Annotated in this window: 15 protein-coding genes; 10 read left to right on the forward strand and 5 right to left on the reverse strand. The window is 35.4% G+C overall.

The genetic code is table 11. The features are described from left to right. Positions 1 to 29 precede the first annotated feature (29 nt). A complete protein-coding gene (pdxR, locus tag BAU23_RS27550; RefSeq protein ID WP_000891863.1) occupies positions 30 to 1430 on the forward strand; it encodes a MocR-like pyridoxine biosynthesis transcription factor PdxR in 1401 nt (466 codons plus the stop codon). A 33-nt stretch (positions 1431 to 1463) separates the two neighbouring features. Here the strand turns inward: pdxR and BAU23_RS27555 are convergent, their stop codons facing one another. The 3 genes from BAU23_RS27555 to BAU23_RS27565 all read right to left on the reverse strand — a co-directional run bounded on the left by BAU23_RS27555 (position 1464) and on the right by BAU23_RS27565 (position 4323). Continuing rightward, a complete protein-coding gene (locus BAU23_RS27555) occupies positions 1464 to 1976 on the reverse strand; it encodes a GNAT family N-acetyltransferase (RefSeq protein ID WP_000351210.1) in 513 nt (170 codons plus the stop codon). A 146-nt stretch (positions 1977 to 2122) separates the two neighbouring features. Next, positions 2123 to 3586 (reverse strand): HAMP domain-containing sensor histidine kinase, encoded by a 1464-nt coding sequence (locus BAU23_RS27560; RefSeq protein WP_000041032.1) that lies wholly within the window; start codon positions 3584 to 3586, stop codon positions 2123 to 2125. A gap of 65 nt (positions 3587 to 3651) precedes the next feature. Beyond that, entirely contained in the window at positions 3652 to 4323 is a 672-nt protein-coding gene (locus tag BAU23_RS27565) for a response regulator transcription factor (protein ID WP_000238947.1), read from the reverse strand. A 329-nt stretch (positions 4324 to 4652) separates the two neighbouring features. Here BAU23_RS27565 and BAU23_RS30860 point away from each other — a divergent pair, with 329 nt between their 5' ends. After that, positions 4653 to 4775, forward strand: a complete 123-nt coding sequence (locus BAU23_RS30860; protein ID WP_001036874.1) for a hypothetical protein — start codon at positions 4653 to 4655, stop codon at positions 4773 to 4775. Positions 4776 to 5137: 362 nt separating this feature from the next. Here BAU23_RS30860 and BAU23_RS27575 read toward each other — a convergent pair whose 3' ends face one another. Both BAU23_RS27575 and fdhD read right to left on the reverse strand, forming a co-directional pair. Further along, positions 5138 to 5644 (reverse strand): GNAT family N-acetyltransferase, encoded by a 507-nt coding sequence (locus BAU23_RS27575; RefSeq protein WP_000405886.1) that lies wholly within the window; start codon positions 5642 to 5644, stop codon positions 5138 to 5140. A gap of 234 nt (positions 5645 to 5878) precedes the next feature. After that, positions 5879 to 6685, reverse strand: a complete 807-nt coding sequence (gene fdhD / locus BAU23_RS27580; RefSeq protein ID WP_000529232.1) for a formate dehydrogenase accessory sulfurtransferase FdhD — start codon at positions 6683 to 6685, stop codon at positions 5879 to 5881. A gap of 300 nt (positions 6686 to 6985) precedes the next feature. Here fdhD and fdhF point away from each other — a divergent pair, with 300 nt between their 5' ends. From fdhF to BAU23_RS27620, 8 genes are all read left to right on the forward strand, one after another. Next, positions 6986 to 9928, forward strand: coding sequence for a formate dehydrogenase subunit alpha (gene fdhF, locus BAU23_RS27585; protein ID WP_071735629.1), 2943 nt, complete (start codon positions 6986 to 6988; stop codon positions 9926 to 9928). A 12-nt stretch (positions 9929 to 9940) separates the two neighbouring features. After that, positions 9941 to 10423, forward strand: coding sequence for a helical membrane plugin domain-containing protein (locus BAU23_RS27590; RefSeq protein WP_002091031.1), 483 nt, complete (start codon positions 9941 to 9943; stop codon positions 10421 to 10423). Between the two features lie 154 nt (positions 10424 to 10577). Then, positions 10578 to 12449, forward strand: a complete 1872-nt coding sequence (locus BAU23_RS27595) for a glycerophosphoryl diester phosphodiesterase membrane domain-containing protein (RefSeq protein ID WP_001164738.1) — start codon at positions 10578 to 10580, stop codon at positions 12447 to 12449. A gap of 370 nt (positions 12450 to 12819) precedes the next feature. Further along, positions 12820 to 13953: an alanine dehydrogenase gene (gene ald / locus BAU23_RS27600; RefSeq protein ID WP_001219748.1), complete on the forward strand. Its 1134-nt coding sequence runs from the start codon at positions 12820 to 12822 to the stop codon at positions 13951 to 13953. Between the two features lie 103 nt (positions 13954 to 14056). After that, positions 14057 to 15472 carry an amino acid permease gene (locus BAU23_RS27605; protein ID WP_001284894.1) on the forward strand — a complete coding sequence of 472 codons (1416 nt, stop codon included), beginning with the start codon at positions 14057 to 14059 and terminating at the stop codon, positions 15470 to 15472. Positions 15473 to 15610: 138 nt separating this feature from the next. Continuing rightward, complete coding sequence (locus BAU23_RS27610; RefSeq protein WP_000853267.1) at positions 15611 to 16162, forward strand: class I SAM-dependent methyltransferase; 552 nt, start codon at positions 15611 to 15613, stop codon at positions 16160 to 16162. A gap of 209 nt (positions 16163 to 16371) precedes the next feature. After that, complete coding sequence (locus tag BAU23_RS27615) at positions 16372 to 16749, forward strand: ArsR/SmtB family transcription factor (protein ID WP_000829683.1); 378 nt, start codon at positions 16372 to 16374, stop codon at positions 16747 to 16749. Between the two features lie 20 nt (positions 16750 to 16769). Continuing rightward, entirely contained in the window at positions 16770 to 19130 is a 2361-nt protein-coding gene (locus BAU23_RS27620) for a heavy metal translocating P-type ATPase (protein ID WP_071735630.1), read from the forward strand. Positions 19131 to 19208 lie beyond the last annotated feature (78 nt).

The following is a 19208-nucleotide window of genomic DNA, read 5'->3' on the forward strand; positions in this document are numbered from 1 at the left end:
TTATGTGTTTTTGAGAGGGGTCAGTTATTGTGTTAGAATTAACGCCTAATTTGAATGCAAATAGTAAGACGGCACTGTATGTACAATTGTATGAGTATATAAAAAAAGAGATTAAAGATGGAACGATCTCGGCTTTTACGAAATTACCGGCTAAGAGGAAGCTAGCAACATATTTACAAGTGAGTAAAAATACAGTTGAAGCTGCTTATGAGCAACTTCTTGCGGAAGGATATATTGAGTCGATTTCTAGAAAAGGGTATTTTGCATGTGAAATCGAGCAAATGATTCATGTGGAAGGCAGCGAAGAGGTGATAGGAGAAGCGCCTTTTCAAGATAAGGAGTATAAATTTGATTTCACTCAAACGGGTGTGGATACTAATACTTTTCCGTTTCATGTATATCGAAAAATTACGAACGAGGTATGGCAAGTTGAAAATAAAGATTTACTTTTTCTTGGACATCCGCAAGGGGAGGTAAGTTTACGAGAAGCAATCGCGAGCTATTTGTATGAATCTAGAGGTGTACGATGCGTAGCTAGTCAAATTGTAATAGGAGCGGGTACGCAAATATTAGTAAAAATGTTATTTCAGATGTTAAAGGGAAGTCGTTATGCAGTTGAGAATCCTGGGTACCATCGGAAAATGGTTGTTTTTGAGCAAGGGGAACAAAATGTCCAAATGTTATCTTTAGATCGAGATGGAATTTGTATGTCACAGTTAACTGATAGCCATGCAAATGTTGTATTTGTTACACCTTCGCATCAGTTTCCTTGCGGGATGATTATGCCAATTACGAGAAGAATGCAGCTTTTACAATGGGCGCAAAAAGAAGAAGGAAGATATATTATTGAAGATGATTATGATAGTGAATTCCGATATTCAGGAAAGCCGATTCCGGCGCTGCAAGGGTTAGATCGAGATGGGAAAGTAATTTATATGGGTACGCTGTCTAAAGCGCTATTGCCATCATTACGGATGAGTTATATGGTGTTGCCAAAACCGCTCATTAAGCAGTATCAGGAGCAATATTTATTTTATACACAAAGCGTTTCAAGAATGGATCAAGAGATCATTAAGAAATTTATAAATGATGGGCATTGGGAAAAACATATTCATAAAATGCGCGTTGTGTACCGAAAGAAGAGGGACCGCCTTGTTTCGGTAATAGAAAAATATTTTTCTATTGGGGTTGAAGTAATAGGAGAGGACTCCGGCCTACATATTTTATTAAAAGTGCATAATGGGATGGAAGAGAAAGAGTTAGTGGAAGCTGCAGCTGAAAGGAGTATTAAAGTATATCCTGTTTCGATGTATTATAAGGAAGGGACTTCTCCCGAAAATACAGTATTGCTTGGATTTGCGACTCTATTAGAGGAAGAAATTGAAGGGGCCATTCAATTATTATATACAGCATGGTTTGCAAGGAAGTAAAAAAACATCCTCATAAATGGAGGATGTTTTTTATTATTTTTCTTCATCAAGGAAAAGAACCATATGCTCTTCATCCCAATATTGTCCGTTATATTTTAATGAACGTTCCTGCACACCAAATGTTTTAAAGCCTAATGACTCATAAAGTTTTTTTGCACCATCGTTGCCAACAACTACATCAAGCATAACTTGCTCTACTTCTAGAGATTTAGCAAGTTCAAGACATTCCTTAATAAGTGCTTTTCCTGCTCCAAGTCCGCGTGCTTTTGGAGACACGTATACTGAACCAATTTTCGCTTTATGTTCTTGTTTTACATATGGTTTCGTTTCCAGTGTTGCAACTCCGATTAATTCTCCATCTTTAAATGCACCTAGTGTATAGTTCTCATCTTGTGCTAATTTTTGGGCTTTATATTCAATAGCACACTCTTTATTAATAATATCTTCATAAGAAGAGCTGAAAGCTTCCGGGTTTTGTTTTAATCCTTCTACTCGAAGTTCTAAGTAAATTTCTGCTTCGTCTTTTGTTAATACATGGATATCCAATTATATCACCCTCCAAATCTTTTACAGTTGTACCTATATTTTATATTGAAATAAAAATAATTTCAAAAGCTTAGCTTATATGAGCTGGTTTTATAAATAAAATAGCACCAGTAGTGCTGACTACCACTGGTGATTTCCCGCATATATTATTCAAAGGGTAATTCAATTATAAATTCTGTTCCGACTTCTAATTCGCTTTTTACTTCGATAGAACCATTATGAAGTTCTACAATTTCCTTTGCAACAGCCAGTCCGATACCTTTTCCACCTGTAGCTCGTGTTCTAGATTTATCGACACGGTAAAAGCGATCGAAAATGTGTGGGATATCTTCTTTTGGAATTCCTTCACCTTCATCTTGTACACTTATTGTAAAAGTATTCGTACTCGATAGTACACGTATTGTTATAGAAGTGTTTTCTGATGAATGTTGATAAGCGTTGTGTAATAAATTTAACATCACTTGTTCCATACGCCTTTCATCTATACAAACTTCTAAATCATTTTTACAGTATACATGAATTTCTATTTGTTTGTTTGTTAATGTTGTTTTTGTTTTTTCAACCATTCGTTCTAAAAATGGTCTAAGGGGCATTTTTTGTTTTTTAATAACGAATTGATGTTGCTCTAATTGTGCAAGCATAAATAAATCTTGTACGAGATCGGTTACACTATCCGTTTCGTCTTCAATGATTTGTAAGTATTCTTCACGTTCTTCTTTCGTTAGAGAATCTCTTTTTGCTACCTTTGCATAACCTTTCATATAGGTTAATGGAGTTAGTAATTCATGCGCTACACTAGCGAGAAATTCGTTTCGTTCTTTTTTCATATACGTAAGTTCACTAGATAAATCTTCAATCGTTTTTGCTAAGCTTCCAAGTTCATCATTTCGTTTAATTCCTAATTGAATCGGCTTATTTAATTTTGACATTTTTTCTGTCGCCCGCTTCATTTTTATAAGCGGTTCTGTAATAACACGAGAAAAAACAAAGACAGAAATAGTAGTTAAAATAATTGTCAAAACACTAATGATAAAAAATTGATTCATGAGTTTAAGTAACATATTTTCTAAGAAAGATGTCTTTAATAACATATATAACTTACCTTGAAATCCTTGAATTTCCAGCGGGCTTACCGTTGAGATGAATTTTGATTTTTTCCAGTTTTTTTCAACGATTAATCCACCTTCTGGGATAGTCTCTGTTTTACAAGTAAGTTGTTTTTGCATTTCTTTCGTTACGGGTTCTGAGGTAGAAATAATTTTGCCGTTATTGTCTGTTATAATGATAGCTATATCAGAGTTAGCAATTAATTCAGATTCAACTAAGTGTTCAGCCTCAGTGTTGATATCAAACTCGGGGTACACAGCACGTTTAGGCCGTTTACTGTGTTCAGCGCTTTCTGTGAGTTTCTTTTCTTTAGAATATGCACCCCACTTCGCGCGGTTTTTGATCATTTTACTATAGCGATTTCCTTTCTCTAAAAGAGCAAGAGTTTCCTCTTCAATACGTATGTTTGAAAGGTTCTTATAAAAAGATACGAAGGCAATTGTTTCAATACATAAAGCTAATATTAAAAAGTATGTCCCAACTTTAAGGGAAAGTTTGCTCATTTTCTCACCATACCTTATTTCATATAAAGGGCCAGTGGTCAACTATTGTCCACTGACCCAATTAATTATTCACTTTTCCATTTATATCCGACTTTATAGACAGTTTCTAAGTAATCTTCAACTGGAAATCCTTTTTTGCGTAACTTATCCCGTATATTACGAATATGTGAATCGATAGTTCTGTATTCGATGTCTGTTTGATAGCCCCAAATCTTTTCGATTAAATCGTCTCGGCTGTAGGCACGGTTTGTATTTTGTAAAAATAGTCCGAGCAACGAAAACTCAATAGGAGTTAGTGAGATTTTTTCATTATAAACTGTAACAGTATGTTTCGTTTTATCCCACTCAATACCATTGAAGCTAACAAAGCCATCTTTCTTTGTGCGGCGTAATATAGCCTCGATTCGCGCGACTAATACATGTTCATCGAATGGTTTTGTAATGTAGTCATCTGCTCCCATTGTTAGGCCTTTGACCATATCGTAGTTTTGGTTGCGAGCTGTTAGCATAATAATTGGAACGTTGGAAATTTGACGGATTTGATAGCAAGTATCCCACCCATCCATATTCGGCATCATAACATCTAATAAAATAATATCGAAGTCCTTCTGTTCGATTAATTCTAGCGCTTCAAGGCCAGAAGTAGCTTTCATACAAAAATAGCCGCGAGGGCTTAAGAACAGATCTAATAATCGTAACATACGTTCTTCATCGTCTACTAATAAAATTTTCACCATAATCTTGTGCACCCCAAACTATTCATTCTACTTGTATAGTTTACATGAAAATAATAAAAAACTCTTTTTATGTGATTGAATGGATGGCTGATTTTTTCAATCAGGGCAATTGACATAAAAAATGCACTAGTTTTGCACAACTATTTTTTATAATAGAAAACGTAGCGACACAAATACCCTATGTTGCGACATAACGTCATGTCATTTTATTTATAAAATGACAATTCCATTCTATTGTGTATGTGAGATAGAGAGGGTTTTCGTATTCACCTCGCATCGGATAAGAAAAATTTCCTATCTCACACTTTTTTTAAAAGGGGATTGTACACATGAATAAAAAAGTAGAGCATTTACAAAAAGAAAAGCAAGATCGTAATGCGGTTGTAATGTGTGTTGCGGTATCTATGCTTATTATGATAAGTTGTGTAAATAAATTTTTCGGGATTTTATAATAGAAAAAAAGCTTATTGCCTCTTAAGAGGCAATAAGCTTTTTTTATGTATTCTATATAATAAACCAAGGTAAAATTGCTAATCCAGAAGTTACAATTGCTGTGGCACATATTAAAAAGATAGCTCGTTTATTTTGTCTCATGTCACATTCTCCTCTACATATCAATTGCATGCTATACGTTCATGTAATAATCAGCGGGAGATGGATACTCCTTGCTGAGTAAAGTTTCACTTTATATTTTTAGTATAACGAATGGAAAGGATTGGAACGATCGATAAAGGTGACATGAAGATTACATTGTTGTAATGAAAAAAGCATCTTAATTAATAAGAAGATGCTTTTGAAAAATTATATTAAAATGTTAATTATTTAAGAATAAAACCATATGCTCTTCGTCCCAATATTGACCGTTATGCTTTAAGGAACGCTCTTGCACACCGTAAGTTTGGAAGCCGAGGGACTCATATAATTTTTTTGCAGCAGTGTTATCAGCAACAACATCAAGCATGAGCTGTTCTACATGTAATTTATCGGCATTTTCAATAATCGCTTTAATTAAAGCTCGTCCTGCACCGAGGCCGCGCGCTTTTGGAGAAACAAAAACGGAGCCGATTTTTGCCTTATGTTCTTGCTTAATAAATGGCTTTGTTTCTAAAGTAGCAATGCCAACTAAATCATTATCTTTGAAGACACCTAGAGTATACTTATCAGGATTGCTTAATCGCTTTGCCATGGCAGCGACAGGGTTTTCATGTTTAAGAACATCTTCATAAGAAGAGCTAAAAGCCTCAGGGTTTTTCGTTAAACCTTCCATACAAACTTTCAAATAAATTTCTGCGTCCTCTGTTGTTAATAAGCGAATTTCCATAGTTGTAACCTCCTAGATTGATTCAAATTTAATTCATTAACTTTGTAAGATTAAGTTTAGTTAAATGTATTCTGTGACTATTCTTTCTTAATTTGTAAAAGAATGAAAAGATTATGCTACAATATTTTGTTTTAATTATGTAATGAAATTATATATTAACTTTATTAACTATTCAAGTGTTATATATATTACATTTTTATAACTAAAATACCTCCTCAATTGAGAAGGTATTTTTTAGTTATTCGATTGATAACCATCGATTCGTTCTGGATGTGTATAAATATTGCAAGATTCATTTCGAATGAATCCTACTACGGTAATGCCTAAATCGTGAGCGAGTTGCAATGCTAGCTTAGTTGGAGCTGATTTAGATAGGACGATTTCGCAACCGATTTTTGAAACCTTTAACAAAATTTCAGATGAGATTCGCCCGCTAAACGCGATGATTTTCCCTTGAACAGATATATTGTTCCGTAAACAATGACCGTATATTTTATCTAGTGCATTATGTCTTCCGATATCCATTCTTGATATGAGAATATTTTTTCGATCGCATAACGCGGTATTGTGCACACCACCTGTTTGGCGAAATGTAGTTGAAGATTGTTGTAAAGTATTCATTAAGTAAAAACATTCTTCAGGAGTAACTTTCACGTGTATATCATGTAAATCTTTTGCTTTTGCTGCATCGTTAACGAAAATAAAACCTTGTCTACCTTTTCCGCAGCAAGAAGTGATGTATCGCTTATTATATAAAGTTTGATAGAGCGGATTTACTTTTGATGATGTTACATGTACAATTCCGTTATCTTTTTGCACCCATAGTTCTTCAACATCTTTATAGGAAGAAATAATCCCCTCAGAAATTAAAAAACCAATTACCATATCTTCAATGTAATTTGGTGTGCATACAACTGTTACATATTCCTCACCGTTTAATTTAATAGTAATAGGAGATTCTGTAACAATCTCATCCAGTTGTTTTGAAAATGTACCAGATTGATAGCGTACAATTGTATAAGTCTCTTGCGTAGGCCCCATATTAAATTCCCCTTTTATATGTATTTCTCTCCCATATTTATCATAAAACAATGGGGAAATAAAAACATCTATTAGCAAGGAAATCACAGATTATTTTGGTTATTATTGTATATGTACGATATAATAGAACTGTAGAATAGTGATATTTTCAAGCTTTCGTAGTTATACCTTATAACATCTAGAATCGACTTCATAAGAAAAGTATTCGGGCAGAGCGTTTCAAAAATATGTACAGTAATGCGATTTTGAAAACGGATTCATAATTGTGTTGTACAGTTGGTTGTAAGGAGAGGGGAAACTATGGCAGAACAGACAGTCCGTGTAACCGTGGATGGTAAAGAATTTTCCACATCGGGTGAAAAGACGATACTACAATTATTTAACGAGAGTAATTTGGAACATCCTCAAATTTGTCATGTACCAGAAGTAGATCCAATTCAAACTTGTGATACGTGTATTGTAGAAGTAAATGGGAAGTTATTACGTGCTTGTTCAACGAAATTAGAGAACGGTATGCATATCGAAAGACAGTCCCAGCGTGCTAAAGAGGCGCAGACTGAAGCAATGGATCGAATATTAGAGAATCATTTATTGTATTGTACAGTATGTGATAACAATAATGGTAACTGTAAAGTCCATAATACAGTACATATGATGGAGATTGAAGAACAGAAATATCCGTATGAACCGAAAGTAAGTGCATGCGAAGTGGATACATCGCATCCATTCTATCGATACGATCCGAATCAATGCATTGCTTGTGGACAGTGTGTAGAAGTATGCCAAAATTTACAAGTGAATGAAACGTTATCAATCGATTGGAGTTTAGACCGTCCACGTGTTATTTGGGACAATGGTGTAAGTATAAATGACTCATCTTGTGTGAGTTGTGGGCAATGTGTAACAGTATGTCCGTGTAATGCGTTAATGGAAAAAACAATGCTGGGTGAAGCAGGATTTATGACAGGATTAAAACCAGATGTGTTGGATCCAATGATTGATTTTGTAAAAGATGTAGAACCTGGATATAGCAGTATTTTAGCGGTTTCAGAAGTAGAGGCTGCGATGCGTAAGACGAAAGTTAATAAAACAAAAACAGTTTGTACATTTTGTGGTGTAGGTTGTTCATTTGAAGTATGGACGAAAGATCGTCAAATTTTAAAAGTACAACCTGTTTCAGATGCACCGGTTAATGGTATCTCTACATGTGTAAAAGGTAAATTTGGTTGGGATTTTGTAAACAGTGAAGAGCGTATTACAAAACCGTTAATTCGCCAAGGGGATATGTTTGTTGAGGCTTCATGGGAAGAGGCTCTTGAAGTTGTTGCATCTAATATGCAACATATTAAGTCAGAATACGGTAGCGATGCATTTGGTTTTATTTCTTCTTCTAAAGTAACAAATGAAGAAAACTACCTTATGCAAAAACTAGCCCGTCAAATATATGGAACGAATAACGTAGATAACTGTTCGCGTTATTGCCAATCGCCAGCGACAGACGGTTTATTTAAAACTGTCGGTATGGGTGGGGATGCTGGAACAGTGAAAGATATTGCTGAAGCAGGTCTTGTTATTATTGTTGGTGCAAATCCAACAGAAGGTCATCCTGTACTTGCAACTAGAGTAAAGCGTGCTCATAAATTACACGAGCAAAAATTGATTGTAGCAGACCTTCGTAAACATGAAATGGCAGAGCGTGCTGATATATTTGTTCACCCGAGTCAAGGAACGGATTATGTATGGCTTGCTGGTATTACGAAATATATTATTGATCAAGATTGGCATGATAAAAAGTTCATAGCTGAAAATGTAAAGAATTTTGATGAATATAGCAAAATGCTAGAAAAGTATACGCTTGATTATACTGAGAAAATTACAGGGATTTCTAAAGATAATCTTAAAGAGATGGCTCGTATGGTATATGAAGCAGATGGTACTTGTGTACTTTGGGGAATGGGTGTAACGCAAAATACAGGAGGAAGTACAACGTCAGCTGCAATTTCAAATTTACTTCTTGTTACGGGTAACTATCGTCGTCCTGGTGCAGGTGCGTATCCATTACGCGGACATAATAACGTACAAGGTGCTTGTGATATGGCAACATTACCGAACTGGCTTCCAGGTTATCAAGCAGTTTCAGATGATGTGCATCGTGCGAAATTTGAAAAAGCATACGGTACTACCATTCCGAAAGAACCGGGACTAAATAATATCGCAATGTTACTAGCAGCGGAAGAAGGAAAACTGCGTGGTATGTATGTTATGGGAGAAGAAATGGCTTTAGTAGATTCAAATGCCAACCATGTACAACATATTTTAGCGAATTTAGACTTCCTCGTTGTTCAAGATATGTTTTTATCGAAAACAGCTCGTTTTGCCGATGTTATTTTACCGGCAGCACCAAGCTTAGAAAAAGAAGGAACATTTACAAATACAGAACGCCGTATTCAAAGATTGTATGAAGTATTGAAGCCACTTGGTGATTCTAAGCCAGATTGGTGGATTTTACAAAAAGTAGCTCGTGCACTGGGCGGAGACTGGAACTATGGAAGTCCAAGTGAAATTATGGATGAAATTGCATCGCTTGCTCCGTTATACTCACAAGCAACGTATGACCGTTTAGAAGGCTGGAATAGTTTATGCTGGGGTAGCCATGATGGTAGCGATACACCATTATTATATGTAGATGGATTTAACTTCCCGGATAAGCTAGCTCGTTTATCATTAGATGAATGGGTACCACCAGTAGTAGCACCAGATGAGTATGATTTACTATTAAATAATGGCCGTATGCTAGAGCATTTCCATGAAGGAAATATGACGAATAAGTCAGCTGGCATTTTATCTAAAGTGTCTGAAGTATTTGTTGAAATTTCACCTGAACTTGCTAAAGAACGTAATGTGAAAGATGGTGGTCTTGTAGAATTAGCATCACCATTTGGAAAGATTAAAGTACAAGCGCTTGTTACAGATCGTGTAACCGGAAATGAGTTATATTTGCCGATGCATGCGACAGTAAATGAAGAGGCAATTAATATTTTAACAGGAACAGCGACAGACATTTATACGTGTACACCAGCTTATAAACAAACAATGGTGAAACTGCGCGTATTACGTGAAAAAGGAAATCGTCCGTTACCATCCTCAAACCCGAGAGATAAAAAACGTCATCCGCAAAATGGTGTTGAAATCGAGCAAAAGTGGCAAAGAAAACAATACGTATCACTTGTGGACCAGAATTAGGGGGCGGAGATCATGGCAAAAGAGATTACTTTAATTAAAAAGAAGGTTGTAACAGAAGAAGAAAAGAAACAGCAAGTAACAGATGAACTGTTAAATGAGCTAGCTGAAAATAGAGAAGCAGTAGAAGAGACGATGCAGCTATTAGGACAGTTACAAAAAGCTGGAATTTTAGATGCAGCAATTAGTTTACTTGCTGCAAAAGAAGATGTTTCCAAAATAGCTGTTGAACAATTAAATCGTGAACCAGTAAAGAATGCATTAAACAATATGATGGGGGCAGGAGAGGCATTATCTTCAGTGGACCCAGAAATAACGAAACAAATAACATCTAGTTTAGTCACTGGATTACAATTTGCAACGGATGAGCTGAAAAATGGAAAGAAAACAAAAGTGATGGATTTCTTTAAAGTGTTAAAAGATCCAGATATCAATAGAGCAATTACATTTGGTTTTAGCTTCTTAAAAGCATTTGGTCAAGGGTTAGAGAAAAAATAGAGTAAATGAAAAAGTGATGGCAAGTAGCCATCACTTTTTCATTGTATGTATAAGAGTGTTCATGTTAAGCGGAATATATTATTATTAAAAAGATGGGTTGGAAATGGAAATATGGAATCCATCTCAAATATCGTTTTAGAATGTGGAGGAATATATGCAGCACCGTAAAAGACTATCTATACCAGGGGTAATGGGACATTCCTTTCAAACAGTTAGATTTGCTTTTTGGAATGTATTAACCTTTCAACTTGCTTATAAATTATTAGCAGCGATTGTATTTGTCCCGCTATTTGGGATCATCTTTAATAAGTTATTGTATTTTGGTGGTTATGCAAATGCGACGAATGATGAATTATTAGCATTTTTAAAGACACCATACGGCATTTTCGCAATCGTAATTTTATCATTGTTAGCACTGTTTCTTATCTTTACGGAATTTGCGGTGCTTATTATCATTTCGTACTTCGCTCATAAAAGACAAAAGGTGAAATTACGTCCGATTTTATATAAAACCGTAACGTATTTACCTACTCTTTTCACATATTGCTTACCAGGATTTATTTTATATGCTGTCGTATTGTTACCTCTTTTAAATATTGGATATGAAACGGCATTAATTCCGCAAATTCAAATTCCTAACTTTATTACAGGAGAACTGTTTAAGACAACGATGGGACAAGTTGGTTATTACACGTTCTTTGCTGTAGTTGCGTATTTGAACCTTCGCTGGATTTTTGTTCTACCTATCGTTGTTTTAGAGCAAAAGCCGTTTCGCACAGCAGCACGTAAAAGTGCAACGTTAGTAAAAGAAAGTTTTTTTAAAGTACTATTCTTTTTAGTTGGATTTTTTATTTCAATAGGGATTGTGTACGGTGTATTTTTTGGAATGTATTTATTGTGTCTATGGGGCATGTATGAATTTACAAATCCACAGGGAACATTTGCATTATTAGCGGAATCAACAATGTCTGTATTTTTAACGAGTACATTGTATTTATTTAGTTTTATCGTGACGCCATTTTATATTATGGCAATAACACGATTGTATTTACAAAAGGTCCCGGTTGAAGATGTTTTATTAGAAGAAGGATTAGATTATTCGAAAACAAAAGCAGATAAATGTTTCTTCCAAAAACATCGTTGGAAATTTATTGGTGTATATATTGTAGGAATTATTACTGCCGGAATGGTCGTTGCCTTCATTGTAACGTTTATTTCAAATTCATATAAAGAACCAATCATTATGGCTCATCGTGGTTATATTTCAAAAGGTGTAGAGAATACGAAAGAAGCTGTGCAGGGGGCTATTGATGCTAAAGCAGACTACGCTGAAATTGATGTACTGCAAACAAAAGACGGTGAACTAGCAGTTATACATGATTTGAAACTAAAACGTCTTGCGAATGCTAATGTTCATGTGTCAGATTTAACGATGGAGGAGTTAAGACAGCTTACCCTTAGTCAAGATGGTTTTTCAGGACAAATAAGTACACTTGATGAGATCATTAAGCTGGCAAAAGGAAAAATCAAACTTAATATTGAAGTGAAGCTTCATGGTGGCGAAAAAGATTTCGTAAACAAAGTATTAAAAGCGATTAAAGATAATGAATTTGAGAAGCAATGTGTCATTCAAACGTTACACTATCCGCTTATTAAAGAGTTTAAACGTGCAAATCCAAATATAAAAGTAGGATATATACTGTATGCGAGTAGAGCTAACTTAAAGAATGTGAAGGCTGATTTTTATGTAGCAGAAGAATACATGTTAAATAAGAAATTAGTAAAAGAAGCAAGGAAGTTAAACAAGCCAATTTACGTATGGACGGTAAATGATATGGAAAGTTTAAAGGGATATTATAAGTTAAACGTAGATGGTATCATTACCGATTATCCTGAAGATGCACGTGAAACAATTAAGATGTTAAAAGAGCAAGAAGATCGTGAAAGTGATATGTTTGATAAAATTGGTGAGACGACAGAAGATCTATTTTCAAAGTTATTTATGATCTATCCAGCTGCTGGCTAAATGCTAGTAGCTGTTTTTTTTTATGAAAAGAATATATTTCTAAAGTATTGTACAAAGTAATAAGTGTATATGTATACGTAACTACTTAGTTTTTTGCATTGTTACATTATTGTCAAATAATAAATAATTACTATGCGTTTTGAATAGATATAATGTAAATAGAGTGATAGATAATGCGATGGTACGAACAACCCAATAGAATCAATGTTTCGTATATTTACACTATTCTAAATATATAAACTTTAAAAAAATGGTATGTTAGCGTTTTCATAATTTTTAAGTTATGCTAGAATAAGGACATAAGTTATTAATTATTACAAAAAGAAAAAAGAATTCCTTTTTTCTGTTAATTATAAGGGGGCATTTCATTATGCGTATTGGGGTACCAGCAGAAATTAAAAACAACGAAAACCGTGTGGCAATGACACCAGCAGGTGTTGTACATTTAATTCGTAACAATCACGAAGTATTCATTCAAAAGGGTGCAGGTTTAGGATCTGGTTTCACAGATGCTCAGTATGTTGAAGCGGGAGCAAAAATTGTTGATACAGCTGAAGAAGCTTGGAACATGGAAATGGTTATGAAAGTTAAGGAACCAGTTGAAAGCGAATACAAACACTTCAGCGAAGGTTTAATCTTATTCACATACTTACACTTAGCTCCAGAACCAGAATTAACAAAAGCGTTAATCGAGAAGAAAGTTGTTGCTATCGCATATGAAACAGTACAATTAGAAAACCGTTCATTACCATTACTTGCACCTATGAGTGAAGTAGCTGGTCGTATGGCTGCACAAATCGGTGCACAATTCCTTGAGAAAAACAAAGGCGGTAAAGGTATCTTACTTGCAGGTGTTCCAGGAGTTAAACGTGGTAAAGTAACAATTATCGGTGGTGGACAAGCTGGTACAAATGCTGCTAAAATTGCAGTTGGACTAGGTGCGGATGTAACAATCATCGACTTAAGTGCAGAACGTCTTCGTCAATTAGATGACATTTTCGGAAACCAAGTAAAAACTTTAATGTCTAATCCTTACAATATTGCAGAAGCTGTAAAAGAGTCTGATCTTGTAATCGGTGCAGTATTAATCCCAGGTGCAAAAGCACCAAAACTTGTAACAGAAGAAATGATTAAATCAATGGAACCAGGTTCTGTTGTTGTAGATATCGCGATTGACCAAGGTGGTATTTTCGAAACAACTGACCGTATTACAACTCATGATAACCCAACTTATGAAAAACACGGCGTTGTTCACTATGCAGTTGCAAACATGCCAGGTGCGGTTCCACGTACATCAACTCTTGCATTAACAAACGTAACAGTACCATATGCAGTACAAATCGCTAACAAAGGCTACAAAGCTGCTTGCCTAGGCAACACTGCATTATTAAAAGGTATTAATACATTAGAAGGCTATGTAACATTCGAAGCAGTTGCAGAAGCTCACGGTGTAGAGTACAAAGGTGCTAAAGAATTATTAGAAGCAGAAACAGTATCTTGCTAATAGAAGCATTATACAAAACAAAATCGAACAATATATAAAACAACATGATAAGAGCTAAGAGATAATACCTCTTAGCTCTTCTTGGTAAAAGGGGGCATTCATCGTGGCCAACCTATTTAAAAAGAAATCCGTTACGCAATTGTTAGGGGAAAGTAAAAGTAAAACTTTAACGAAAACGCTAGGGGCATTCGACCTAACAATGCTAGGGATTGGTGCGATAATTGGTACAGGAGTTCTAGTATTAACGGGATTAGTAGCAGCAAGAGATGCTGGTCCAGCAGTTATTTTTTCATTCATGATTGCAGCAATTGTTTGTGGATTTGCAGCTTTATGTTATGCAGAGGTTGCATCTACACTTCCTGTTTCAGGTAGTGTGTACACATATTCATATGCAACAATTGGTGAGTTTGTTGCCCATTTAATGGGATGGACATTGTTATCCGTATATGTCGTAACAACTGCCGCAGTAGCTGGCGGATGGACAGGTTATTTCAATAATTTAATGAGCGGATTGGGACTTGAAATTCCTAAAGCGTTGTTAACGATTCCATCGCAAGGTGGTATGGTAAACTTACCCGCAATTATCGTTACGTTGGTGATAACTTGGTTATTATCACGAGGTACAAAAGAAAGTAAGCGTGTGAATAACATAATGGTATTAATTAAAATTGGTATTGTTGTTTTATTCATTGCAGTTGGTGTATTCTACGTGAAACCAGAAAACTGGATACCATTTGCACCGTACGGCATAAGTGGAGTCTTCGCTGGAGGAGCAGCAGTATTCTTTGCTTTCTTAGGATTTGATGCATTAGCAACTTCTGCTGAAGAAGTAAAAAATCCACAACGTGATCTACCGATTGGTATTATTGCTTCGTTAGTTATTTGTACAATCATTTATGTTGTAGTTTGTCTCGTTATGACAGGTATGGTTTCTTATAAGGAATTAGATGTACCTGAAGCTATGGCATATGTGTTAGAAGTTGTAGGACAAGATAAAGTGGCTGGTGTAATCGCTATTGGAGCTGTAATCGGTATTATGGCTGTAATCTTCGCTTACATTTATGCGACAACACGTGTATTCTTCGCAATGAGCCGTGACGGTTTATTGCCAAAATCTTTTGCGAAAATTAACAAGAAGACTGAAGCGCCAACATTTTCAGTTTGGTTAACAGGAATTGGTAGTGCTTTAATTGCTGGATTTATCGATTTAAAAGAATTGTCGAATTTAGCGAATATTGGAGCGTTATTAACATTCGCCATGGTTGGTGTAACTGTTATCATTCTTCGTAAAACGCATCCGAAATTACAACGTGGATTTATGGTACCGCTTGTACCGATCTTACCGATTATTTCAGTTGCATGTTGTCTATTCTTAATGGTAAATTTACCATTAAAAACATGGATATACTTCGGTGTTTGGTTAGCAATCGGAGTAGTTGTATACTTTGTTTATTCGAAAAAACACAGTCATTTAAAAGAAGATGGAAGTTCGCAGGATAGTTTAGAAAAAGCTAATTAAAAGCTAATTAAAAGGGATATAAGATAGTAAGCCTTGTGCGTCTAGGGAACGCGCAAGGCTTTTTTCTTTTGGAAAAATAAAGGAGAACAATATTGTGTTGTCGAATTTTTATGTCGGAATATAGGAAGGGGTGGAAACGTGAAGACGAAAGTTGTCGTTGGAGCAGAGGGATATAATAATAACCCAGGTTGGTTACATACAAATGAGGATGAATTAAATTTATTAAGAAGAGAAATGTGGCTTGAAAAGTTTAATCCAAATTCGTTATCAATCATTTTAGCAGAACATGTATGGGAACATTTATCATATGAAGAAGGTATTGAAGCAGCCAAAGTTTGTTATGAGTTTTTAGAAGATAGTGGATATATTCGCTGTGCAGTGCCGGATGCATTTTTCCCAAATGAAGAATATCAGCGTGGTGTGCAAGTGGGAGGACCTGGCCCGTTAGATCATCCAGCTGCAAGCCATAAAATTGTACATAACTACAAAACGATTATATCTATGTTTGAAGCAGCAGGTTTTCAAGTAAAGCTTTTAGAATACTGTGATGAGAATGGCCAGTTTCATTATAGTGATTGGGAAGAGAACGGTGGATTTATTTATCGATCGAAACGTTTTGATCATAGAAATCAAGATGGTAAATTAGGATTCGCTTCGTTAATTGTGGATGCAGTAAAAGTTAATAAATAAGAAGGGATGCACGATAGTTTTCGTGCATCCTTTTTGTATGAAGAGCATGATAGATGCGGAGAATATTTATATGTTTATTTTGAAATGTGAACGAAATGTTCGAAAAAATGTATGAGAATTCATTGACACATATGAATGGACGCTCATATAATAAAAGTATAAGATATATGAATAGTTGTTCATATGTTCAAATAAAGAGGTGAGCTGTGATGGCTGAAAATAAAGTAGAAACGCAACAGGAAGCATGTTCTCAAACGATAATTCACGAGGAAATCGTGGATCAAGTAAAACAAACAATTCCGACTGATGAAAGTTTAAGCAAAGTAGCAGAATTATTTAAAGTATTAGGTGACCGTACACGTACGAGAATATTACATGCATTATTTGAAGCTGAAATGTGTGTTTGTGATTTAGCTTATTTATTAGGGATGACGCAATCTTCAATCTCACATCAGCTTCGTGTATTAAAGCAAGCAAAGCTTGTAAAGAACCGTAAAGAAGGAAAGGTAGTTTATTATTCATTAGCTGATCAACACGTAATTCATATCTTCGAGCAAGCGTTTGAACACGTAAACGAGGAAGAATAAAAACGCGAGGAGGGAGAACGATGGCAGAAGCATTAGTGAAAAAGAAACTTATGCTAGAAGGGTTAGATTGTGCGAATTGTGCAATGAAAATTGAAAAGGGTGTTGGGAATATAGAGGGAGTAACGTCTTGTTCTGTAAACTTTGCAACTAAGACGATGCTTTTAGAAACACCACAAAATAAAGAAAATCAAGTTGTTACGGAAGCGAAGCAGCTCGTTACAAAATTAGAGCCGCATATTAAGGTGCAAGAAGAGAAAAAAACAAAAGTGGCGAAAGAAGTATTTATATTAGAAGGTTTAGACTGTGCGAACTGTGCAATGAAGATTGAAAATAAGGTAAAGGAAATGCCAACAGTTTCAGAAGCGACTGTTGATTTCGTATCAAAAAAATTAAGAGTAGAAGTTGCGAATAAAAGAGAACTTGAGTCGACTGTGCAAGATATAAAAAATGTCGTTCAAAAGTTAGAGCCAGATGTAAAAGTTGTTCGTGAAGAGGAAAAAGGACACGACCACGGCCATGATCATGGTGATGGAAATGTGAAAAAAATGATAGGAAGATTAGTAGTCGGTGGAATTTTGACAGGAATTGCTGCATTAGCCGGATTACCGCAAATGATAACAATTCCATTATTCGTTCTTGCTTATTTATTAATAGGTGGAGATATTGTTTGGAGAGCGGTAAGAAACATCACTCGCGGCCAAGTATTCGATGAAAACTTTTTAATGGCAATTGCAACTTTAGGAGCTTTCGCGATTCAACAATATCCAGAAGCAGTTGCAGTAATGTTATTCTACCAAGTAGGGGAATTGTTCCAAAGTATTGCTGTAAATCGCTCTCGAAAATCAATTACTTCATTAATGGATATTCGTCCTGATTATGCAAATGTGAAAGTTGGAAATGAAACGAAACAAGTATCACCAGAAGATGTGCAAATTGGTGAGTATATTATCGTGAAACCGGGTGAAAAAGTACCGTTAGACGGGAAAGTAGTTGAGGGAACATCAATGATGGATACTTCAGCGTTAACAGGTGAATCTGTACCGCGTGAAGTAGAAGTTGGTAATGACGTATTAAGTGGTTTTGTAAACCAAAATGGTGTATTAACAATTGAAGTTACAAAAGAATTTGGTGAATCGACTGTATCAAAAATCTTAGATTTAGTACAAAATGCAAGTAGCAAAAAAGCGCCAACAGAAAACTTTATTACGAAGTTTGCGCGTTATTATACGCCAGTCGTAGTTATTACAGCGGCGATTATGGCATTTATTCCACCACTTATTTTAGAGGGTGCTACGTTCTCTGATTGGATTTATAGAGCTTTAGTGTTCTTAGTAATCTCTTGTCCATGTGCACTCGTTGTATCGATTCCTCTTGGGTTCTTTGGAGGTATTGGTGGGGCATCTAAAAGTGGTATTTTAGTAAAAGGAAGTAACTATTTAGAAGCATTGAATGATGTGAAATATATCGTTTTTGATAAAACAGGAACATTAACAAAAGGTGTCTTTAAAGTTACGAAGATGGAGCCTAGTGAAGGTACTACAGCTGAAGAGTTATTAGAATATGCAGCATTTGCAGAAGTATATTCAAATCATCCGATTGCACAATCTATTCGAAATGCATATGGAAAATCAATCGATGAAAATAGTATTGAAGACTATAGTGAAATTTCAGGTCATGGTACGGTTGTAAAGGTACAGGGAAAAGAAATTTTCGCAGGTAATGCTAAATTAATGAGAAAAGAAAACATTACATTTAAGCAACCAAATACAGTAGGTACACTAGTTCATGTTGCTGTAGATGGTAAATATGCCGGTTATATTGTGATCTCTGATGAGGTAAAAGAGGATTCAAAACAAGCAATCCAAAAGTTAAAAGAACTAGGTATTAAGAAGACAGTCATGTTAACTGGTGATGCGAAATCAGTTGGTGAAGCTGTTGGTAAAGAATTAGGTTTAGATGAAGTGCATGCCGAATTATTACCACACCAAAAAGTAGAAGAAATCGAAAAAATTGATGCAGCAAAACACGGTAAAGAAAAGATTGCATTCGTCGGTGATGGTATTAACGATACGCCAGTATTAGCGAGAGCGGACGTTGGTATTGCGATGGGCGGTTTAGGATCAGATGCAGCAATTGAAGCTGCTGACATCGTCATTATGACTGATGAACCTTCAAAAATCGCGACAGCTGTAAAAATTGCAAAACGTACACGTAGTATTGTATGGCAAAATATTATATTTGCATTAGGTATAAAAGGGCTAGTTTTGTTACTTGGTGCCTTTGGTATTGCAACAATGTGGGAAGCGGTCTTCTCAGATGTTGGTGTTACGCTACTTGCAGTATTAAATGCAATGCGTGTACTACGAGTAAAAGATTTATAAAAAAGAGGACGCAACCTGCGTCCTCTTTTTTATTGGTTATTTTGTTGAAATTGACTCAAGAAAATAATATCAAATATT

It is taken from the genome of Bacillus nitratireducens (genome assembly GCF_001884135.1).
In the GTDB taxonomy this organism is placed as follows: Bacteria; Bacillota; Bacilli; order Bacillales; family Bacillaceae_G; genus Bacillus_A; species Bacillus_A nitratireducens.